A 21,458-nucleotide genomic window follows, 5' to 3' on the forward strand; every position below is an offset into this window, starting at 1 on the left:
GTTGTGGAGAACGGATGTGACGGAGGAGAACGAGCGGGCTGCCTTCGGCGTTGTGGAGACTGCGGCGGACGGCCCTTGCGGGTTCGTCGCGGCGGCACGGGCGGCGCCCGGAGCGGAGGCGCCGGCGCATGCGCCCTCGCGGGATCGTGTCCTGCCTTTTCTCATCAAACGGGACGGGACATGGCTCTATCGCGGCACGCCCGTGCGGCGCAAGCCGATGGTCTGCCTGTTCGGCTCCATGCTGACGCGCGACGCCGACGGCGGATACTGGCTTGAAACGCCGATGGAATGCGGCTCGATCCAGGTCGAGGACGCGCCTTTTCTCGCCGTGCAGCTCGAATTCAGCGGCCGGTGCGGGCGGCGTCAGACGTTGTGCCTGCGCACCAATATCGACGAGGTGGTCTGCGTCGGCCCGGAGCATCCCCTGATGGTGAACTGGAATCGGCCCTGTTGCGAGGAAAGCGCGCCGGTTCCCTATGTCGTCGTGCGCAAGGGGGAAGGCGAATGGCCCATTCTCGCCCGCCTCACCCGGGCGGTGTATTATGAACTGGCCGCGCTCGCCGTCACCGCGCAGGTGAACGGCACGTCCTGTTTCGGCGTGTGGAGCGGTGATCATTTCTATCCTTTGGGGCGGAGTTCCTGATCCTTTGAGCGAGTCGCCTCTCGCGTCGCTCCCGCCTGCGGCCCGTGCGGCGCTGGACCGGCTCTGGGCCATCCTGCCGCATGCCCGGCTGGTCGGCGGTTGCGTGCGCGATCTGCTGGCCGGGCGTGCGCTGAACGATGTCGATCTGGCGACCGTGGAAGCGCCGGAGGTCGTGCAGGCGACGCTGGAGGCCGCGGGGATCAAGGTCGTGCCGACGGGGCTCGCCCATGGGACGGTCACGGCGGTGATCGACCGCGCGCCTTACGAGATCACCACGTTGCGGCGCGACGCGGAGACGGACGGGCGTCATGCCGTCGTCGTCTGGACCGACGACTGGCGCGAGGACGCGGCGCGGAGGGATTTCACCATCAACGCCATGTCGCTCGACCGCGCGGGCGTGCTGCATGATTATTTCGATGGGCAAAGGGATCTGGCGGCGCGGCGCGTCCGTTTCGTCGGCGATCCCGCCGCGCGGATTCGCGAGGATGCGTTGCGGGTTCTGCGTTTCTTCCGCTTCGATGCGCGTTTCGGCGGCGAAACGCCGGACGCGGCGGCGCTGGCGGCCATCCGGGCCGGGGCCGCGCTGGTGGACGGGCTCTCGGCGGAGCGCGTGGCGGGCGAATTGCTGCGTATTCTCGCCGGACCCCGCGCCGTGCGGGCGATCGGTTCGATGGACGACGCGGGCGTGTTGCGGCGCTGGCTTCCGGAGGCGCATCTGCGCATCGGATTGCTGGACCGGCTCGTGGCCGCCGGAGGGCCGCCGGACGCGATCCTGCTTCTGGGCGCGCTCTGCGACGCGCCCGATCTGGCGCGGCGATTGCGGCTCTCGGGCGCTCAGGCCGCGCGGCTGGAGGCGATGCGCGGCGCGGCGCTCCCGATCGAGGCGAGCGACGACGATCTGCGCCGCGCGCGGGCCGACTGGCCGCTCGAAACGCTGCTGGACCGCCTCTGGCTGTGTCAGGCCGCGCGGTCAGGCGCGCCGGACGCCGCGTGGGACGGGCTGCGCGCCCGGCTGGAGGCCATGCCGCGCCCGGTTTTTCCTCTGTCCGGCAAGGATGCGGTCAAGGCCGGGATCGCGCCCGGTCCCGGCGTCGGGGTCGCGTTGCGCCGCGTCGAGGCGTGGTGGCGCGAGGAAGGGTGCCGGCCGGGCCGAGAATCCGCGTTACGGCGGCTGGATGAGGTCGTGGCACAAGGCTGAAACGAGGCGAGGTCCGCCCGGACCCGGCGAGGGTTGCCTTCTCGCACCCCGCATGCGTGGATGCACGGACTTGTGAGGAGACGTCCCTTGCGCCCGACAACCGGAGACCACCCTGATGAGCTTTACCGTTGGCATGTATCTCGCGGAGCGTCTGGCCCAGATCGGGCTGAAGCATCACTTCGCCGTCGCGGGAGATTATAATCTCGCATTGTTGGACCAGCTTCTGACCAACAGCGCCATGCGGCAGGTCTATTGCTGCAATGAGCTGAATTGCGGGTTCGCGGCGGAAGGCTATGCCCGCGCGAACGGCGCGGCGGCGGCGGTCGTGACCTTCAGCGTCGGCGCGATTTCGGCCCTGAATGCGATCGGCGGGGCCTATGCCGAAAATCTCCCGGTCATCCTGATTTCCGGCGCGCCGAATTCCAACGATCACGGCACGGGCCACATCCTGCATCATACCACGGGTGGGACGGAGTACAGCTACCAGATCGAGATGGCGCGGCGTCTGACCTGCGCGGCCGAGAGCATCACCGACGCCGCCTCCGCTCCGGCGAAGATCGATCATGTCATCCGTACCGCGCTGCGGGAGTCCAAGCCCGCCTATCTGGAGATCGCCTGCAATCTGGCGACCGCCGCCTGCGTGCGGCCCGGTCCCGTTTCCTCGCTTTTCTCCTCTCCGGAGCCGGATGAGACCAGCCTGCGCGCCGCGCTCGACGCCACGCTGGACTGGCTGAAGCCGCGGGAGCGGGTCGTCCTGCTCGTCGGCAGCAGGCTGCGCGCCGCCCGTTCGGCCGAGGCGGCGATCGCGCTCGCCGACCGTCTCGGATGCGCCGTCACGGTGATGGCCGCCGCGAAGGGGGATTTTCCGGAACAGCATCCCGGTTTCCGGGGCGTCTATTGGGGCGAGGCCGGCGATCCCGGCGCGCGGGAGCTGGTGGAAACGGCGGACGGGGTGATCTGCCTCGCCCCCGTGTTCAACGATTATGCCACGGTCGGCTGGACCGCGTGGCCGAAAGGCGAGACCGTTTTGCTGGCCGATCCGGACGGTGTGACGGTCGGGGGCATGGCGTTCGGAGGTTTTGGCCTGGGGTGCTTCCTCGCCGAACTGGCCGAACGCGCGCCGCCCCGCCCGGCGACCGCGCGGGAGACAGGGTTTTCTCCGTCCCGGATCGCTCCCGCCGCGCCGGATGCGCCGCTGACCAATGACGAGATGTGCCGTCAGATCGGGGCGCTGCTCACGCCGGACACGACCCTGACGGCGGAAACGGGCACCGCCTGGTTCGACGTGATGGGTATGGCGCTGCCAAACGGCGCACGCCTCGAACTGGAGATGCAGTGGGGGCATATCGGCTGGTCCGTGCCCGCCGCGTTCGGCAATGCCATGGGTGCGCCGGAGCGGCGGCAGATGCTGCTGGTCGGCGATGGCGCGTTCCAGCTCACCGCGCAGGAAGTGGCGCAGATGGTGCGATATGCGTGTCCCGTCATCGTCTTTCTCGTCAACAATCGCGGCTATGTCATTGAAAGCGCCATTCATGACGGGCCGTATAACGCGATCAAGAACTGGGATTACGCGGGACTGATCGATGTCTTCAACGCGGGCGAGGGACATGGGCTCGGCCTCCGGGCGGCGACCGGCGCGGAACTCGAAGCCGCGATCGCCGCAGCCCTGGCCAACCGGAAGGGCCCGACCCTGATCGAATGCGCCATCGCCCATACCGACTGCGCGCGCTCGCTCGTCACCTGGGGCAGGCATGTGGCGGCGGCCAATGCCCGCCCGCCCCAGCCCCGTTGAGCGGCGTAGTCGAGCGGCGCATGAGGAACGGCCCGCGTATCAGACGCCGAAGCCGGGAAAGGTGAAAGCGGAGGCGGTTTCGGCCTGCCCCGCTCCCGGCTGACGCAGGGCGTCGCGCCGGCGGCCCTTCCCCACGCGGCGGCGGGGCGTTACTAGGCGGAGCATGAGCGCCTCCTCCTCCGTTTCCCTGCGTATCGACCCCTCCGCCGCGGAAGGGCGTTTCCTGCTGCATCGAATCTGGCGCGAGGAGATTCTTCGCCTGCCCGGGCATCTGGCGGCCGTGGTGGCGCTCACCCTCATGATGGCGGGGATGACGGCGGTGTACCCGCTGGTCATCAAGCGGGCGGTGGACATGTTCACCGCCCATGATTCGCGCATTCTCTATCAGGTTCCGGCGCTCGTCATCCTTGTGGTGGGGCTGAAGGCGGCGGCCCAGTACGGGCAGGCGATTTCCGTGCAGGCGCTCGTCCTCGCGGTGATCCGCCATCTTCAGCAGAGGATGTTCCGTCACACGCTGGAAGCCGACATCGCCCGGATCGAGGAGGAGGCGCCCGCGCAATGGGCGGCGCGCTTCACGACGGACGCCGTCTCGATCCGCGAGGCCATGATCCGCGCGGTCAATGCGCTGGGGGATGTGGTGACGGTCATCGGGCTCGTCGCCTCGATGGTCTATACCGATTGGGAACTCAGCCTCATCGCCCTGGTGCTCTATCCCGTCGCCGCCGTGCCGATCCAGCGGCTGGGCAAGCGCATCCGCCGGGCGTCCGGCGGGATGCAGGAGCAGATCGGCACCACGGCGGCGCTGCTGCATGAGAGTTTCGCCCTTGCGCGTCAGGTGCGGATCTACCGGATGGAAGGCTTCGAGGCCGAGCGGGCCGGGGAATCGCTCGACCGGCTGCATCTGGCCTTTCTGCGCATCGCGCGCGGGCGGGCGCGGGTCGATCCCGTGCTGGAAGTGCTGGGAGGGGCTGCGATCGCGGCGGTGCTCGGCTTCGCGGGCTGGCGCGCGGCCATGGGCGGCGCGACGCTCGGCGATTTCACCGCCTTCATCGCCGCGTTGTTCGCCGCCGCGCGGCCGTTGCGCGCGCTCGGCTCGTTGAACGCGGCCTTGCAGGAAGGATTGGGAGGGCTCGAGCGGGTTTTCGGCGTGATCGACACGCCGCCGGCCGTGGCGGAACGGGCGAACGCCCTGCCGCTTCCGCCGGGCGGTGGACGGCTGGTCTTCGAGGATGTGGGGTTCGTCTATCCGGATGGGCGCGTCGGCTTGCAGGCGCTGGGGATCACGGTCGAGCCGGGGCAGACCGTGGCGCTGGTGGGGCCATCCGGCGCGGGAAAATCGACGGCGCTGTCGCTCGTGCCGCGTCTGCATGATGTATCGACGGGCGCGATCCGGCTGGACGGCGTCGATCTGCGCGACCTGAAGCTGGGCGAACTGCGCGATGCGATCGCCTATGTCAGTCAGGAAGCGATGCTGTTCGACATGTCGCTCTACGAAAATATCCGGATCGGGCGGCCTTCGGCGAGCCGGGCGGAGGTGGAGGCGGCGGCCGAAGCGGCAGCGGTGGATTTCGTCGCGACGCTGCCCGACGGGCTGGATACGCGTGTCGGTCCGGCCGGGCAGCGCCTGTCGGGCGGCCAGAGGCAGCGCGTGTCGCTGGCGCGCGCGTTGCTGCGTGATCCCCGGCTGCTCTTGCTGGACGAGGCGACCAGCGCGCTGGATGCGGAAAGCGAGGCCAAGATTCAGCGGGCTCTCGCGGCGCTTCGCCGGGGGCGTACCACGCTGATCGTGGCGCATCGTCTGGCGACGGTGCAATCCGCCGATCTGATCGTCGTGATGGAGCGCGGCCGGGCCGTGGAGCGGGGAACGCACGCGGCGCTGCTGGGCGCTGACGGGCTCTATGCACGGATGGTGCGCATGCAGTCGCTGGAGATGGTCCCGTAGCTGCGCTGCCTCTGTCAGAGCGGCGGGGTCAGAGCGGCGGGGCGAGAAGGCTGAGGGCCGGCACCAGCGTCTCATAGAGCGGACGTTTGAAGCCGAGATTGAAGTCGAAGATGTCGGCGGCGGCCACCCATTGCCACGCATCGAATTCGGGCGGGTGCTGGCTGTCCAGATCGATGTCGGCATCCGTGCCGAGGAAACGCAAGGCGAACCAACGCTGGGTCTGGCCGCGATATTTCCCGTGCAGCGCCTTGCCGATCAGGTGGGGCGGCAGGTCATAGGACAGCCAGTCGGGATAATGCCCGAGGATTTCCGCGCGCGTGGTGCCGATTTCCTCGCCCAGTTCGCGCATCACCGCGCCTTCGGGCGTTTCTCCGTCGTCGATGCCGCCCTGCGGGCATTGCCAGACCTCGCCCGGGAGGTCCGTCCTCCGGGCGAGGAAGATATGGCCGCGCCGGTCGAAAAGCATCGCACCGACATTCGGGCGATAGGGCAGCAATGGAGGGTCGATCACGAGGGCTGCTCCAGCGTCGGAGGAAGGGGAGGAGAGGGGATGAAAGTCGGCTCCGGCGAAGAGGGCGGCAGAGTGCGCGTGTCGGAGGTCAGCATCCGGCTGGGTGCGACGAGCGTCACCCCCGCGCTTTTCAGTCCGTCGCACCAGGCCGCGAGTCGCTCCAGCCCGGTCGGCGTCACGGTGCTGGTGACGGCCAGAACATATTCGCCGTTCAGGGCGCGGCGGCTCAATGCGGCGAGCGTTGCATCGAGCGACGCCGCATCCGTGTCGAGATTCAGGGAGTCGCTGGCGCGCAGGTCGCGCGGCAGGCCGCTGCGTTCCGGCCCGTTGACGAGGACCATCAATCCTTTCCGGTCAATGGCGCGCGCGACAGGCGGGAAATCCGCAGTCGCGGCGAAACCCGGCGCGGCGACTCCCTCATGCGGCAGCGGGTCGGCGACGGAAATGCCGATGACGCCCGGTGCGCGGCCGAGGCTCCAGTCCAGCGCCGTCATGTCCTGATCCGGGGTGTTGCCATAGCCGAGCGCGTGGGGTCCCTCCGACCGCTCGTCGGGCGCGGGGCCCTGCACGGGGAGATTCAGATAAAGCTCATGCCCGTCCCGGCGGGCCTGGGCGATAAGAGGCGGCAGACCGGGGAGATAGGGTGAGACGAGAAAGGCGACCTGAGGAGGAAGCCTGGCCAGCGCGACCGCAGTCAACCGCTCCGAGTAGCCGAATCCGCCGAGGAGGAGGGCGAGATGCGGCCCGGTGATCGGCGGGAGGGGCGCGGCCGGATGGAGAGGCGTGGACGCAGGATGAGCTGCGGAGTGGGCGACGGCAGACTTGACGGGAGCCGGGACCGCGACCTGCCGGGCAGGCGGGGCCTTCGGAAGCGGGCCGAGCCACGCCAGGACGCCGGCGGTTCCCGCGATGGAAAGTCCGATGACGACCCAGAAGACGAGCAGTGCCTTTCCCGCGACGGGAAGGCGCGCCCGGAAAGAGGCTTCGGTACGGAAGGCGTCAGTGATGGACATGGGCGGCGGGCGGGGAACTCGAGGCTGTCTTGTCGCCGTCGCCGCTGTTCGGCAGGTCTCCGGGCGGCAGACCCGCCATGGCCCGCACGACGCGCAGGGCTTCCTGGAGCTGGAAATCGGTGGACGGGTTCTTGATGTCGAATTTCGGCCAGTTGGCGGGGGGCGCCTCGGGGATGGTCGAGGCGATCGCCGGCAGGTCCGTCCGCTTCTCGCGCTTCGTGCGGTTGCCGCCGATATTGGTCAGGATGTGTTTCAGATCGGATTCGCGATAGCCGATTCCCTCGTCGTCCTTGCTCTCCCTGACCGTGATGTCCGGCATGATGCCGAGCCCCTGGATCGAGCGTCCGGACGGGGTGTAGTATCGCGCCGTGGTGAGACGGACCGCTCCGTTGCCCGGCACGGGGATGAGGGATTGCACGGACCCCTTGCCGAAGGATTGCTCGCCGAGGATGACGGCGCGGCGGTGATCCTGAAGCGCGCCGGCGACGATCTCGCTGGCGGAGGCGGAGCCGCCGTTGATGATCACGACGATCGGCAGGTGGTTGGTGATGTCGGTCCCCTTGGCGTCCCAGCGATGGTTGTTGTCGGCGTGGCGCCCCCGGATGGAGACGATCTCGCCCTCTGGAATGAAATCGTCGCTCACCGCGATGGCCTGATCCAGCTTGCCGCCAGGATTGAAGCGCAGATCGAGCACCAGCCCGTCCAGCTTGCCGCCGGCCTGCTTCTTCAACTTGTCGTAGGCGGCGTGCAGCGCGCTCTCGGCGTCGTCGTCGAACTCGTTGAGGCGGATATAGCCGATCTTGCCGTACAGCGCGGAGGTCACGACCTTGATATGGATGATCTCGCGCGTCAGCGTGAATTTCAGGGGCTTGGCCTCCTTGGCGCGCACGATGGTCAGCGTGACCTTCGTGTCCGGAGCGCCGCGCATCTTGGCGACGGCCTCGTCCAGCGTCATGCCTTCGAGGCTCTTGCCGTCCACCTCTGTGATGAAGTCGCCGGGCTTGATGCCCGCGCGCGAGGCCGGCGTGTCGTCCATCGGGGAGACGACACGGATGTGGTTGTCCTGCTCCTGGACCTGGATGCCCAGCCCCCCGAACTTGCCCGAGATCTGGACCTGCATGTCCTTGTACTGCTTCTCGGTCATGTAGGAGCTGTGGGGGTCGAGATTGCCGACCAGCCCGTCCAGCGCGTTGGTGATCAGATCCTTGTCGCTCTTGGGTTCGACATATTCCGAGCGGACGATGTCGAGAACGGTGCCGAACAGCGTCAGCAGGCGCAGTGTCTCGCTGTGATTGCCGCTGTCCTGCGCGACCTCCCGCGCGAAGGCGGAGGAGGCGCCGAGAGCCTGGAGGAAGGCGGGGGCCGCGAAGCGGTCGAGCGCAGGGCCTGCGGCAATGCCGCCGAAAAATGCCGTCCCGAGGAGCAGGCCAGTGCGGAGCTTCATCAATCTCATTCCTTGTAACCGACCTCTCCCGTTCCTGTCGCGATCTCCGTCGGAGCGCAGGTTAGGGGCATGATCCTTACCAAAGCTATAACGCGGTGAGCTTAACCTGTCGAAGCATCCTGCAAAACTCCCCTTCTGTCTCCTACAGGAACGGGCGCGGGTCGACGGCCTCGCTTCCATGCCGTAATTGCACGAAGAGCCGCCCGCCGCCCGACGGCATCGTGCCCAGCGCGGCGCCCTTGTGGACGGAGTCCCCGCTATGTGCGGAAAGCGCGCCGAGGCCGGCAAGGACGAAGCGGTAATGTCGCCCGCAATCGAGGATCAGCATGGGGCCGAAGGAGCGGAATTCTCCAGCGAAATCAATGCGTCCCGCGCAGGGCGCATGCACGGGGGCCGAACTCGCGGCGGCGTAGGTGATGCCTGTGGCGGGACCGGCCTCCATGGGCGCGCCCCACGCGACGGCGATGCTGCCGGCGACCGGAGCGCCGCTGCTTCCCCGGGTCGGGCCGGGGCCGTTCGACGTGTCCAGGGACGCGGCCTGACGTCGCAGACGATCGGCGCGTTGCCGATGGTGCTGCGCCTCGGCTGCCCGGGCCTCGGCGTCGATCTCCGCGCGGGCGGCGTCTTCCTCATGCTCGATGCGGGCGATCGCGTCCTGAAGATCCGTCGCCGCGGCGGCGGCGCGGGCGACGGCCGCGCGAGCCTGCGTGGCCTCCGTGATCGCCCGATGTTCGACTCGCCGGGCGAGGCGCGTGCGGCGCGCGTCCTCGTCGCGCTGGGCGGCCTGACTCTGGCGCAGACTGTCGAGTATCTGACGTTTCGCGTCCAGCGTGGCGGCGGTGGTGGCGAGTTCCTGCTGTTGCGCGCGGATCTCCGCCGCTTCCCGCGCGGTCAGCCGGGCCAGCCCGCTCAGAATGGCCAGGCCCTGCACGGCGCGATCAGGAGATACGGGGCTGGCGATCAGCGTCGTCGCCGGGGCCAGGGAGAGGCGCTCGGCCAGGGGCAGAAGCGGCCGCAGTGCCGCGTCGCGCCGCGCGATTTCCGCTTTCAATGCGTCCTGACGCCGGGTCAGCGTGTCGATCTCCGCTTGCAGGGCGGCGATCCGGTTTTCCGTCTCCGTCAGCGCCGTGCCCACGGCGGCGGTGGCGGCGGCGAGAGTCCTGGTGCGGGCGGCATCCGCCTGCGCCTTTGCCTGCGCGGCGGCAGCCTGCTTCCTGCGCTGGGCCACGAGTCGCGCCTGCGCGGCCTGCTGCCGGATCAGCGCGGCATGGGAGGATTGCGCCGCCGTGAGCGTCGCCTGCGCGTCCTTTTTGCCGCCCGGATGATGGGGCGCGCTCCGAGAATGGGCGCTCCGGTGCGGCGCGGCGGCGCAGGGCGTCAGGCAGAGCGCCAGCGCCCCGAGACAGGCGAGGCCGCGACGGCAGGAGAGCCGGGCGTTCAGGCGTCGATCAGCGTCTGGCCGGTCATGGCGGCGGGTTGTTCGAGCCCAAGCAGCGCCACGAGAGTCGGCGCAAGATCGGCCAGCCGTCCGTCATGCAGGCTCTTCGCGGCGGTTCCGGCGAGCAGGACCGGCACGCGGTTGAGCGTATGGGCGGTGTGCGGACCGCCGGTCTCGGGGTCGCGCATGGTCTCGCAATTGCCGTGATCGGCGGTGACGAGCAGGGCGCCGCCCGCCTTGCCGATCGCATCCGCGAGGCGGCCCAGCCCGGTATCGACCGTCTCCACGGCCTTGATCGCCGCCGCCAGCACGCCGGTGTGGCCGACCATGTCCGGATTGGCGTAGTTCAGCACGATCAGATCGTATTTCCCGCTTTCGATGGCGGCGACGGCCTTGTCCGTCAGTTCGGGAGCCGACATCTCGGGCTGGAGGTCATAGGTCGCCACCTTCGGCGACGGCACGAGGATGCGCTCCTCGCCGTCCAGCAGAATCTCGCGGCCGCCGTTCAGAAAATAGGTGACGTGCGGATATTTTTCCGTCTCCGCCATGCGGAGCTGCGTCATGCCCGCGCGGGAGACGACCTCGCCCAGCAGGTCGTCCATCGAATCCTTCGGAAAGAGCACGTCCATCAGCGGCGCGAGTTCGTTGCCGTAGCGCGTCATCCCGGCGGCTCCGGCGAATTTGAAGAAATGCGGGCGGGCGAATCCGGCGAATGACGGCTGCAGCAGCGCGGAGAGGATCTCGCGAATCCGGTCGGCGCGGAAATTGGCGGAAAGCAGCCCGTCCCCGTCCTTCATGCCCGCATAATCGCCGATCACGGTCGGTTTGAGGAATTCGTCGGTCACGCCCTGTTCATAGGCGGCGGGCAGGACCGTGAGCGGATCGGCGGCGGCTTCGCCCTTGCCGTCCGTCAGCGCGTCATAGGCCAGGCGCACGCGCTCCCAGCGATTGTCGCGATCCATGGCGTAGTAACGGCCGCTGATCGTGGCGATGGTCGCGCCCTCCGGCAGGGCGGCGGCGAAGTCGCGGAGGGACGCGGCGCCCGATTGCGGCGCCGTGTCGCGCCCGTCCGTGAACACATGGACCGCCACGGGCACGCCCGCCGCGGCCACGACCCGCGCCAGGGCGACGAGATGGTCCTGATGGGCGTGAACGCCGCCCGGCGAGACGAGGCCCATGAGGTGGCACGTGCCGCCCGATCCTTTCAGCGCGTCGACGAGCTTGAGCAGGGCGCCATTTTCCGCCAGCTCGCCCTCGCGCGCCGCCCTGGTGATGCGCGGCAGATCCTGCATCACCACACGTCCCGCGCCGATATTCAGATGCCCGACCTCGGAATTGCCCATCTGGCCCTCCGGCAGCCCGACATCTTCCCCGCAGGTGCGGAGATAGGCGTGGGGGCAGGCGGTCCAGAGTCGGTCGAAATTCGGCGTTTTCGCCAGGGCGACAGCATTGTCCTCGGCCACCGAACTATCCCCGAAACCGTCGAGGATGACCAGCATCACGGGGCGGGGTGTGGGAGAAACCGTCATCATGGACCCTTCACTCATGAAATCTGTGCCTCACAATGCCACCATTCGCCCGGTTTGCGAACCAGTCCGAAAGGGCGCGCGATATGTGGGGGCTCTGCCTTCCCTGGAAACTCTTGGCTTGCAGTCACTGAGGTCCGGAGTCCGACAGACAAAACGGGATTTTTCATTTTCGTGGCGATGACAACGGCGTGTGGGCGGCCCAGATTGGCGGTAGTGGCAGGGAGAGAAATGATGGCCGAAGGATGTGGAACGGGCGGGTGCGGCGTGCTGACGCCCGCACAACAGCGTGTATTGCGGGAACACGGGACGGAACGGCCAGGGTCCAGCCCCCTGAACGACGAGAAACGCCCGGGACTCTATCATTGTGCCGGGTGTGGCGCGGTGTTGTTCGAGTCGTCCGCCAAATATGAGAGCGGCAGCGGCTGGCCGTCCTTCTTCGCCGCGCGGGAGGGCGCGGTGGGTCTGACGCGCGATACGTCGCACGGGATGGTGCGGACGGAAGTGCATTGCGCCGCCTGTCAGGGGCATCTCGGGCATCTCTTTCCCGATGGTCCGCCGCCGACGGGCCTGCGCTATTGCATGAACGGCGTCGTGCTGGATTTTCGTCCGGAAACCGCGCCCGGCTGACCCGCGCGCCGCTGACAGAAAAGGGGAGGATGCGCTAAAGGAGCGACATGACTGATTTGCCTGCCTCCGTGCCGCGATCCGTGGCGCCCGTCGTTCTCGATCACCCTCTCGTGCAGCACAAGCTGACGCGGCTGCGTCAGGCGGCGACCTCCACGGCGGGGTTCCGTCGGCTCACGCGCGAACTCAGCCTGCTGATGTGCTACGAGGCGACGCGCGACCTGCCGACCGAGCCGGTCGAGATCGAGACACCGCTGGAGCGGATGGAGGGGCGGATGCTCTCGGGCAAGAAGCTTTGCTTCATCTCCATCCTCCGCGCGGGGAACGGTATTCTGGACGGCATGCTCGATCTGGTTCCCGCCGCGCGTGTCGGGCATGTCGGGCTCTATCGCGATCACGACACGCTGGAAGCGGTCGAATACTACATGAAGCTGCCCGAGGACGTGGCGGAGCGCGACTGCATCGTAGTCGATCCGATGCTGGCCACCGGCCATAGCGCCGTCGCCGCCATCGACCGGGTGAAGGCCGCCGGGGGGAAGAGGATCGTCTTCGTCTGCTTGCTCGCCGCGCCCGAGGGCGTCGCCTGCATGAATGCCCATCATCCGGATGTGAAGATCGTCACCTGTTCGATCGATCGCGGGCTGAACGAGAAGGGGTATATCGTGCCCGGTCTCGGCGATGCCGGGGACCGGCTGTTCGGAACGAGGTGAGACATGTCGACCGAGGATATCGAAGAATGGCTCGATACGTGGGTGGAGGATCATCTGGCGCACGGCGCGCATGACCTCGACGCGGCGGTTGCCCTGTGTCTGAAGGAGGCGGAGGCGATCGGACTCTCGGCTGAGGCGCTGATCCGCGCGGCGCGTGGCGATCTGGCCGCCTTCCTCGCGGAGGAGGGCGAGGCGATCCGTCAGGCGGGGGTCTAGCGCGGCGAGGGGGTCGAGGCCGGCGGCCTCTCCCGCGTCACGGCGCGAGCACGGCGGGAGGGCTAGACGGAGCGATGCGAGAAAATGTCCGGCGTCTCGTAGCCGAGCAGATCGAGTTGTCCGCGGGCGGGGAGGAAATCGAAGCACGCCTGGGCCAGTTCACGACGGCCCTCGCGTTCCAGCAGTGGTTCCAGCCTGTTCCATAGCGCATGGAGATGCAGCACGTCCGAGGCGGCGTAAGCGATCTGCTCGGGCGTCAGCGTGTCGGCGCCCCAGTCGGAGGTTTGCTGCTGCTTGCTGATCTCGACGCCGAGCAGGTCGCGGCACAGGGCGGCGAGGCCGTGGCGGTCCGTGAAGGTGCGGACCAGCCGCGCGGCGATCTTCGTGCAGATGACGGGCGCGACGGTGATGCCCAGCGCATGTTGCAGCACCGCGACGTCGAAGCGCGCGAAATGCATCAGCTTGGTGACGCGCGTATCCGCCATCAGCCGGGCGAGGTTCGGCGCGGGGGCGTAGCGCACGCTTCCGGCCGCGGCCATCGGCGCGGTCTGGCGGATCTGCACGAGATGCGCCCGGCCGTCTCCGGCGGAAAGCTGGACGAGGCAGAGCCGGTCGCGATGCGGGTTGAGGCCCATCGTCTCGGTATCGACGGCAACGACAGGGCCGAGATCGAGCCCGTCCGGCAAGTCGCCGTCATGCAGGGTGAAGGCGGTGCTGGTCGAGGACATGGGACGTTCCTGTCATCGGAAGGGAGCGGGCCTGAAATACGGAAGCCGGCGATCGCTCGCCGGCTTTTCCGAATAACGCCATGGTGCCCAGAAGAAGACTCGAACTTCCACGCCATTGCTGGCACAGGTACCTGAAACCTGCGCGTCTACCAATTCCGCCATCTGGGCTCAGAGGCTACCCGTTTCACCCTGTCGCCTGATGGTCAGGCAAAGGTGTCCGGGAGGGTGTGGAGGCGTTTAGCTCCCCGGCATAGGGGCGTCAACACTCCGCATGAAAAATAGTGTATGCTTTGCGCCGAGACCCGTCGCGCGGCGGATAATCGCGGTGTCCCGGGGGCTTCCATGATCGCGACTCGATAAGAGCCTGGCGGCGGCGCTGACGGCGCTTGGAGCGTGCGGCTGGATAGGTCCGAATCGGTCTTATTATCTTTCGCGGAAGATTGGCATTTTTTGAGAAACTTGCCGAATCCGGCTGAATGGTCAGCATTGATGACTTATATCATCGGATGCGGTGTTCTAGCTGACCCGCACGGACTCAGGTCTTACAGACTCAGGGGAGGGCACGGCCGTGGCCGAGCGTATGCTGCAATTCGTTTCCCTGCCGCAGGCACAGCCGGAGAAGCGCGCCGTCGAGGAGCGCCGGCAGGATTTCGGCGAAATCTATCGCGCCTTTTCCGTCGAGCGCGCGGAGATGCAGGCCTCGCGCTGCTCGCAATGCGGCGTGCCCTTCTGCTCCGTGCATTGTCCTCTGGGGAACAACATTCCCGACTGGTTGAAGCTGACCGCCGAAAACCGGCTGGAGGAAGCCTATGAGGTTTCCTCAGCGACCAACACCTTCCCCGAGATCTGTGGCCGCATCTGCCCGCAGGACCGTCTGTGCGAGGGGAACTGCGTCATCCAGAAGGGCTTTTCCAGCGTCACGATCGGCGCGGTGGAGAAATTCATCACCGAGACCGCCTTCGAGAACGGCTGGGTGAAGCCGAACCTGCCGTCCAGCGAGCGGGAGGAGAGCATCGGCGTCGTCGGGGCGGGGCCGGCGGGCCTCGCGGCCGCGGAACGGCTGCGGGCGCTCGGCTATCAGGTTCATGTCTATGATCGGCATGACCGCGTCGGCGGGCTGATGGTCTATGGCATTCCGAGCTTCAAGCTGGAGAAGCACGTGCTGGACCGGCGGCACAGGCTCATGGAAGAGCAGGGTGTCGTCTTCCATCTCTCCACGCCGATCGGCGCGGGCGCGGGCGAGACGGCGCTGGATACGCTGCGCGCGCGGCACGACGCGGTGTTCGTCGCCACCGGCGTCTACAAGACGCGCGAGGTGAAGCTGCCGGGCTCGGGGCTGAGCGGGATCGTGCAGGCGCTCGATTTTCTCACCGCCTCCAACCGGCGCGGCTATCGCGAGGCGCCGGGGGACGATGCCGTCCTGCATGCGGGGGGCAAGAACGTCGTCGTCATCGGTGGCGGCGACACGGCGATGGATTGCGTCCGCACCTCCATCCGGCAGGGCGCGAAATCCGTCACCTGCCTGTATCGTCGCGATCGCGCGAATATGCCGGGCTCGATGCAGGAGGTGAAGAACGCCGAGGAGGAGGGCGTGCGGTTCACCTGGCTCGCCGCGCCCGAGGCGTTCCTGGGCGACGGCGCGGTCGCCGGCGTGCGGGCGCACCGGATGCGGCTGAGTCTGCCGGATGCGACGGGGCGGCAATCCGTCGAGCCGATGCCGGAGAGCGCTTTCACCGTGGAGGCGGAGCTGGTCGTCGAGGCGCTGGGTTTCGAGCCGGAGGATCTTCCGGCGCTCTGGGACGCGCCGGATCTCGATGTGACGAAATGGGGCACGCTGAAGGTCGCGCCGGGCCGTTTCCAGACCAGCCTGCCGGGCGTGTTCGCGGGGGGCGACATCGTGCGCGGCGCGTCGCTGGTGGTCTGGGCGATCCGGGACGGGCGCGATGCCGCGGCGGAGATTCATGATCATCTGACGGCGAAGGCCGGAGTCGAACGCGAGATGGCGGAGTAAGGGACATGGCGCGGAACGAGGACGTCAACGAGGATTTCCTTGCGGCCCATGCCGCCAATATCGGGCGGCTCGACGGGTTGTACGATCCGGCGGACGAGAAGGACGCATGCGGCGTCGGCCTGGTCGCGGCGCTGGACGGCAAGCGGCGGCGTGACGTGGTGGTGGCGGGCATCGACGCGCTGAAGGCGCTGTGGCATCGCGGCGCGGTGGATGCGGACGGCAAGACCGGCGACGGCGCGGGCATCCATGTCGAGATCCCGCAGGATTTCTTCGCCGACGCGATTCACAGCGCGGGGGACGACCATATCGAGGGGCGCATCGCCATCGGCATGGTGTTCCTGCCCAAGACCGATCTCTCCGCCCAGGAGGCGGGCCGCTCGATCATCGAGACGGAGATCCTCGCCTTCGGCTATGGCATCTATGGCTGGCGGCAAGTGCCGATCGACACGGCCTGCATCGGCGAGAAGGCCAATGCGACGCGGCCCGAGATCGAGCAGATCATGATCCGCAACAGCCTCAAACGGTCCGAGGACGAGTTCGAGCGCGATCTCTACGTCATCCGCCGCCGGATCGAGAAGGCGGCGGACGCGCAGCATGTCGATCTCTATGTCTGCTCGATGTCCTGCCGCTCGGTCATCTACAAGGGCATGTTCCTCGCCGAGAATCTGACGGATTTCTACCCGGACCTGCTGGACGAGCGGTTCAGGTCGCGCTTCGCCATCTATCACCAGCGCTACTCGACCAACACCTTTCCCACCTGGAAGCTGGCCCAGCCGTTCCGCCGGATCGCGCATAACGGCGAGATCAACACCCTCTCGGGCAATGTCAACTGGATGCGCAGCCACGAGACGCGGCTCGCCGATCCTGAGCTGGACCCGTATATGAGCGACCTCAAGCCGGTCGTGCAGGCGGCGGGGTCGGACACGGCGATGCTCGACAACGTGTTCGAGTTGCTGACCTTCGCCGGGCGGGACGCGCCGATGGTCAAGACGCTGCTGGTTCCCGCCAGCATCGGCTCGAATTCCGCGATGCCGCCGCATCATCGCGCGCTCTTCTCCTACTGCAACGCGGTGATGGAGCCGTGGGACGGCCCGGCGGCGATCTGCGGCACGGACGGGCGCTGGGTCGTGGCGGGACTGGACCGCGCCGGTCTGCGGCCGCTGCGCTACATGATCACGGAGAGCGACCTGCTGGTCGTGGGCTCCGAGACGGGGATGGTGCGGTTCAAGGACTCGGAGATCCGTCATCTGGGGCGCCTGGGTCCGGGGGAAACGCTGGGGCTCGATCTCAGGACCGCGAAGCTCTACGCGCCGGAGGAACTGCTCGACCTGCTGGCGGGCCGGCAGGATTTCGCCGCCTGGACGAAGCGCACGCGCAATATCGGCTCCGTGGTGCGGGCGGATGTGGCCGAGCCGGTGATGTTCTCGGCCGACGAGCTGCGGCGGCGTCAGCTCGCGGCCTGTCTGACCCACGAGGAGCTGGAGACGATCCTGCATCCGATGGTGGAGACGGGCGCGGAGGCGATCGGGTCCATGGGCGACGACACGCCCTTGCAGGTGCTCTCCGCCTGGTATCGCGGGCTGGCGCATTATTTCCGTCAGCGGTTCAGCCAGGTGACGAATCCGCCCATCGATTCCCTGCGTGAGACGCGGGTGATGAGCCTCGCCACGCGGCTGGGCAATCTGGGCAATATCCTCGACCAGTCGTCCGAACAGTGCGACATGCTCCAGCTTCCCAGCCCGGTGCTGACCAGCGGCGAGTTCGAGGCGCTGCGGAGCTTCTGCGGCAAGGACGGCCGGACGATCGACTGCACCTTCCCCGCCGCCGAGGGCGAGGCGGGGCTACGCGACGGCATCGCGCGCATCCGCCGCGAGGCGGAGGAGATGGTGCGCGGCGGCTGCATGCATCTCTTCCTCACCGATGAGGGGCAGAGCGCGGAACGGGCGGCGATCCCGATGATCCTCGCCACGGCGGCGGTGCATATCCATCTCGTGCGCCAGAGCCTGCGCACCTTCACCTCGCTGAACGTGCGCTCGGCGGATGCGATGGACGTGCATGCGATCGCCGTGACCATCGGCGTGGGCGCGACCTCGGTGAACCCCTATCTGGCGCAGGAATGCATCCAGGACCGTCTGCGGCGCGGCCTCTTCGGCGATCTGACGTTGCGCGAGGCGGTGGAGCGCTATCGGAAGGCGGTGGACAAGGGTCTGCTCAAGATCATGTCCAAATCCGGCATCTCCATCGTCTCGGCCTATCGCGGCGGGTATAATTTCGAGGCGATCGGCCTCTCCCGCGCGCTGGTGGCGGAATTCTTCCCCGGCATGCCGACGCGCATCTCCGGCATCGGGTTGCCGGGCATCGCGCGCAACGTGCTCTCCGCGCACGAGTCCGCCTGGGGCGGGCCGGTGGAGGCGCTGCCGATCGGCGGGCTCTACAAGCTGCGCCGATCGGGCGAGGCGCATGCGTTCAACGGGCAGCTCATCCACATGCTCCAGACGGCGGTGTCCACGGAGAGCTTCTCGCTCTATCGCCGCTATGCCGAGGCCGTGCGCAGGCAGCCGCCGGTCGCGCTGCGCGATCTGCTGGACTTCCGCTCCACCCGCGAGCCGATTCCGGTGGACGACGTGGAGAGCATCACGCAGATCCGCCGTCGCCTCATCTCGCCGGGCATTTCCCTGGGCGCGCTGAGCCCGGAGGCGCATGAGACGCTGGCGATCGCGATGAACCGCATCGGCGCGAAATCCGATTCCGGCGAGGGCGGCGAGGATTCCGAGCGCGCGCGGCCGCGCGCGAATGGCGACAACGCCAACTCCGCCATCAAGCAGGTGGCGTCCGGGCGCTTCGGCGTCACGGCGGAATATCTCAACAATTGCCGCGAGCTGGAGATCAAGGTCGCGCAGGGCGCCAAGCCCGGCGAGGGCGGCCAGTTGCCGGGCTTCAAGGTCACGGAGCTGATCGGACGCCTGCGCCATGCGACGCCGGGGGTGACGCTGATCTCCCCGCCGCCGCATCACGACATCTATTCGATCGAGGATCTGGCGCAGCTCATCTACGATCTCAAGCAGATCAATCCGGATGCGACGGTCACGGTCAAGCTGGTGGCGCGCAGCGGCATCGGCACGATCGCGGCGGGCGTCGCCAAGGCGAAGGCGGATGCGATCCTGATCTCCGGCCATTCCGGCGGCACCGGGGCGAGCCCGCAATCCTCCATCAAATATGCGGGGTTGCCGTGGGAGATGGGGCTGTCGGAGGCGCATCAGGTGCTGATGCTCAACCGGCTGCGCCATCGCGTGCTGCTGCGCACGGATGGCGGGATCAAGACCGGGCGGGACGTGGTGATCGCGGCCATGCTCGGGGCGGAGGAATTCGGCATCGGCACGGCGGCGCTGGTGGCGATGGGCTGCATCATGGTGCGGCAATGCCATTCCAACACCTGCCCCGTCGGCGTCTGCGTTCAGGACGAGGCGCTGCGGGCGAAGTTCGAGGGCACGCCGGAGAAGGTCATCAACCTCTTCACCTTCATCGCCGAGGACGTGCGCAACATCCTCGCCGAACTCGGCTTCCGTTCGGTGGAGGAGGTGATCGGCCGCACGGACCTGCTGCATCAGGTCTCGCGCGGGGCGGATTATCTCGACGATCTCGATCTCAACTCCCTGCTGGTGCAGGCCGATCCCGGCCCGCATGAGCGGTATTGCACGCGGGAGGGGCGCAACGAGGTGCCCGAGACGCTGGACGCGCAGATCATCGCCGATGCCCGCCCGCTTTTCGAGCGGCGGGAGAAGCTGGCGCTGCATTACACGGTGCAGAACACGCATCGCGCCATCGGCACGCGCGTCTCCGGCCTGATCACGCGGCAATTCGGGATGCATGCGCTGCCGCCCGGTCATCTCACGCTCCGCCTGCGCGGCTCGGCGGGGCAATCCCTTGGCGCCTTCGCGGTGCAGGGCGTGAAGATCGACATGATCGGCGACGCGAACGACTATGTCGGCAAGGGACTGTCGGGCGCGACGATCGTGGTGCGCCAGTGTCAGACCTCGACGCGGCGGTCGCAGGACAATGCGATCATCGGCAATACCGTGCTGTACGGTGCAACCTCGGGCGAGCTGTTCGCGGCCGGGCAGGCGGGCGAGCGTTTCGCGGTGCGCAATTCCGGCGCGGTGGCGGTGGTGGAGGGAACGGGCTCCAATGCCTGCGAATACATGACCGGCGGAACGGTGGTGCTGCTTGGCCCGACGGGCGATAATTTCGGCGCGGGATTCACCGGCGGCATGGCCTATGTGCTGGATGCCGACGGGCGTTTCGAGAGCCGGATCAACCCCGACACGCTGCACTGGAACCGTCTCGCCGCGGGAGACCGTTATGCGGCGGAGCTGCGGGAACTGGTCGAGCGCCATGCGCAGGAGACCGGCAGCGCCTATGCCGCCGAGCTGCTCCATCGCTGGGACGATGTGCTGCCGAAGTTCTGGCACGTCGTGCCCACGGATTACGCGCTGGTGATCGGCTACGAGGCGCCGGCGGCGGCGCGGGCCGCGTAAGCCGGGACGTATTGGGACGGTCGCGCGCGCAGGCAGGGCCGTTCCACCAGCCGCCAGGAGAGAACCGGCCAGGCGATGGTGGTGGCGGCGGCGAAGGCGAGCGTGGCCGGACGCCCGAGCCCGTACCGCGTATGCAGATCGCCCGCCAGCAGCATGATCGACAGATGCGAAAGATAGAGTCCGTAGCTGTAGGTGCTGAGGTTGCGCACGACGGCGCCGGGGAGCGGCGGCAGCCGGCGCAGCCGCATCATCGCGGGCACGCAGAGCGCGTAGCCGCACCCGGCGATGTCGAACAGCGCCATTTTCTGGAAGCGGACGGACCCCAGGGCGACGCCGGACGCGCCCAGCGCCCAGGTGATCCCCAGAATGCCGAGACCGACGGCCAGCAGCGGGCGCCACGCGCGGCGGAACCGGGCGCTGTCGCGTTGAAGCCATGCGGCCGCGACGCCCCAGGCGAGGGAATCGAGACGGCAGGGAACGATCTTGCTCGTCGCCTCGTCCCAGTTCACGTCAGGCGGCAGGCTCAGGCGGCACAGCACCGGGACGACGAAGAACAGCGCGAGCGTCAGGGCGAAGGCGCGCCCGCGCGTCAGGCCCGCGAGGCGCGCGAGCACGAGGCAGAGCGGGAAGGCGAGGTAGAACCATTCCTCGATGCAGAGCGACCAGGAGACGCCGAACCAGCCCGAGACCGGCGGCCAGAAGAGGTTTTGCGTCAGCGTCGCGTAATAGGGCCAGACGCGCGCCGCCTCCGCGCGCGGGACGCCGAACGGCCCCAGCAGTTCGAGCGGCACGGCGGCCAGAAGGAAGAACACGTAATAGGCGGGCAACGTGCGCAGCCAGCGCCGCAGGAGGAAACTGCCCCAGAGGGGCGGCCAGTCCCGCGGCGCGCCGTCATGGCGGAGGAGATCGAGTATGAGCGTGCCGATGAGGAAGCCGCTCAGCACGAAGAAGAGCATCACGCCCCAGAACCCCAGCGCGGCCAGTCCCGGCGGCTGGACCGTCCCCCACCACTGGCAGACGATGCCGCCGTCATGGGAGATGAGCACGAACACGATCGCCAGCGCCCTTGCCAGATCGGGACCGGCGAGGCGCGCGCGCGCATGCTCGAACGAGGGCAGGGCCAT

17 protein-coding genes and 1 tRNA gene are annotated in these 21,458 nt (G+C 68.0%); 9 read left to right on the plus strand and 9 right to left on the minus strand.

Going from position 1 to position 21,458, the window contains the following annotated elements:
* Window positions 1–16: 16 nt before the first annotated feature.
* From EDC31_RS05075 to EDC31_RS05085, 3 genes are all read left to right on the plus strand, one after another.
* Entirely contained in the window at window positions 17–643 is a 627-nt protein-coding gene (locus EDC31_RS05075; protein WP_341767853.1) for a DUF1285 domain-containing protein, read from the plus strand.
* 4 nt (window positions 644–647) lie between these two features.
* Window positions 648–1,841: a CCA tRNA nucleotidyltransferase gene (locus tag EDC31_RS05080; RefSeq protein WP_042060338.1), complete on the plus strand. Its 1,194-nt coding sequence runs from the start codon at window positions 648–650 to the stop codon at window positions 1,839–1,841.
* Window positions 1,842–1,956: 115 nt separating this feature from the next.
* The gene (locus EDC31_RS05085) at window positions 1,957–3,633 is read left to right on the plus strand and encodes an alpha-keto acid decarboxylase family protein (RefSeq protein WP_042060334.1); all 1,677 of its coding nucleotides are present in this window, start codon (window positions 1,957–1,959) and stop codon (window positions 3,631–3,633) included.
* A gap of 39 nt (window positions 3,634–3,672) precedes the next feature.
* Here EDC31_RS05085 and EDC31_RS18360 read toward each other — a convergent pair whose 3' ends face one another.
* Window positions 3,673–3,798 (minus strand): hypothetical protein, encoded by a 126-nt coding sequence (locus tag EDC31_RS18360; protein WP_261753743.1) that lies wholly within the window; start codon window positions 3,796–3,798, stop codon window positions 3,673–3,675.
* Between EDC31_RS18360 and EDC31_RS05090 the strand changes: the two genes are divergently transcribed.
* Window positions 3,797–5,575: an ABC transporter ATP-binding protein gene (locus EDC31_RS05090; RefSeq protein WP_042060331.1), complete on the plus strand. Its 1,779-nt coding sequence runs from the start codon at window positions 3,797–3,799 to the stop codon at window positions 5,573–5,575. The genes EDC31_RS18360 and EDC31_RS05090 overlap by 2 nt on opposite strands.
* Window positions 5,576–5,603: 28 nt before the next feature.
* Here EDC31_RS05090 and EDC31_RS05095 read toward each other — a convergent pair whose 3' ends face one another.
* The 5 genes from EDC31_RS05095 to gpmI all read right to left on the minus strand — a co-directional run bounded on the left by EDC31_RS05095 (window position 5,604) and on the right by gpmI (window position 11,510).
* Window positions 5,604–6,086 (minus strand): RNA pyrophosphohydrolase, encoded by a 483-nt coding sequence (locus EDC31_RS05095; protein WP_081797735.1) that lies wholly within the window; start codon window positions 6,084–6,086, stop codon window positions 5,604–5,606.
* Entirely contained in the window at window positions 6,083–7,099 is a 1,017-nt protein-coding gene (locus EDC31_RS05100; RefSeq protein ID WP_042060329.1) for a divergent polysaccharide deacetylase family protein, read from the minus strand. The genes EDC31_RS05095 and EDC31_RS05100 overlap by 4 nt, the downstream gene beginning before the upstream one ends.
* Window positions 7,086–8,543 (minus strand): S41 family peptidase, encoded by a 1,458-nt coding sequence (locus EDC31_RS05105; protein ID WP_042060327.1) that lies wholly within the window; start codon window positions 8,541–8,543, stop codon window positions 7,086–7,088. The genes EDC31_RS05100 and EDC31_RS05105 overlap by 14 nt, the downstream gene beginning before the upstream one ends.
* 142 nt (window positions 8,544–8,685) lie before the next feature.
* On the minus strand, window positions 8,686–9,771 hold the full coding sequence (locus tag EDC31_RS05110; RefSeq protein WP_081797733.1) for a murein hydrolase activator EnvC family protein: 1,086 nt from the start codon (window positions 9,769–9,771) through the stop codon (window positions 8,686–8,688).
* Between the two features lie 209 nt (window positions 9,772–9,980).
* Window positions 9,981–11,510 carry a 2,3-bisphosphoglycerate-independent phosphoglycerate mutase gene (gene gpmI / locus EDC31_RS05115; protein ID WP_042060380.1) on the minus strand — a complete coding sequence of 510 codons (1,530 nt, stop codon included), beginning with the start codon at window positions 11,508–11,510 and terminating at the stop codon, window positions 9,981–9,983.
* Between the two features lie 231 nt (window positions 11,511–11,741).
* On the opposite strand from gpmI, the gene msrB reads away from it, so the two are divergent.
* Genes msrB through EDC31_RS05130 form a run of 3 tightly spaced genes read left to right on the plus strand, consistent with a single transcriptional unit; the run spans window position 11,742 to window position 13,060 of the window.
* The gene (gene msrB / locus EDC31_RS05120; RefSeq protein WP_042060323.1) at window positions 11,742–12,137 is read left to right on the plus strand and encodes a peptide-methionine (R)-S-oxide reductase MsrB; all 396 of its coding nucleotides are present in this window, start codon (window positions 11,742–11,744) and stop codon (window positions 12,135–12,137) included.
* A 47-nt stretch (window positions 12,138–12,184) separates the two neighbouring features.
* Window positions 12,185–12,844 carry a uracil phosphoribosyltransferase gene (gene upp, locus EDC31_RS05125; RefSeq protein WP_042060321.1) on the plus strand — a complete coding sequence of 220 codons (660 nt, stop codon included), beginning with the start codon at window positions 12,185–12,187 and terminating at the stop codon, window positions 12,842–12,844.
* A gap of 3 nt (window positions 12,845–12,847) precedes the next feature.
* Window positions 12,848–13,060, plus strand: coding sequence for a hypothetical protein (locus EDC31_RS05130; RefSeq protein WP_042060320.1), 213 nt, complete (start codon window positions 12,848–12,850; stop codon window positions 13,058–13,060).
* Between the two features lie 62 nt (window positions 13,061–13,122).
* Here EDC31_RS05130 and EDC31_RS05135 read toward each other — a convergent pair whose 3' ends face one another.
* A complete protein-coding gene (locus EDC31_RS05135; RefSeq protein ID WP_042060319.1) occupies window positions 13,123–13,788 on the minus strand; it encodes a ribonuclease D in 666 nt (221 codons plus the stop codon).
* Between the two features lie 81 nt (window positions 13,789–13,869).
* Window positions 13,870–13,956, minus strand: a tRNA-Leu gene (locus EDC31_RS05140).
* Between the two features lie 400 nt (window positions 13,957–14,356).
* Here EDC31_RS05140 and EDC31_RS05145 point away from each other — a divergent pair.
* Together EDC31_RS05145 and gltB are read left to right on the plus strand one after the other, a co-directional pair.
* The gene (locus tag EDC31_RS05145; protein ID WP_132126934.1) at window positions 14,357–15,799 is read left to right on the plus strand and encodes an NAD(P)-dependent oxidoreductase; all 1,443 of its coding nucleotides are present in this window, start codon (window positions 14,357–14,359) and stop codon (window positions 15,797–15,799) included.
* 5 nt (window positions 15,800–15,804) lie between these two features.
* A complete protein-coding gene (gltB, locus tag EDC31_RS05150; protein ID WP_042060315.1) occupies window positions 15,805–20,334 on the plus strand; it encodes a glutamate synthase large subunit in 4,530 nt (1,509 codons plus the stop codon).
* Here gltB and EDC31_RS05155 read toward each other — a convergent pair.
* On the minus strand, window positions 20,301–21,458 hold the full coding sequence (locus EDC31_RS05155; protein ID WP_042060313.1) for an acyltransferase family protein: 1,158 nt from the start codon (window positions 21,456–21,458) through the stop codon (window positions 20,301–20,303). The two genes, gltB and EDC31_RS05155, sit on opposite strands and share 34 nt — an antisense overlap.

It is taken from the genome of Acidomonas methanolica (assembly GCF_004346035.1).
In the GTDB taxonomy this organism is placed as follows: domain Bacteria; phylum Pseudomonadota; class Alphaproteobacteria; order Acetobacterales; family Acetobacteraceae; genus Acidomonas; species Acidomonas methanolica.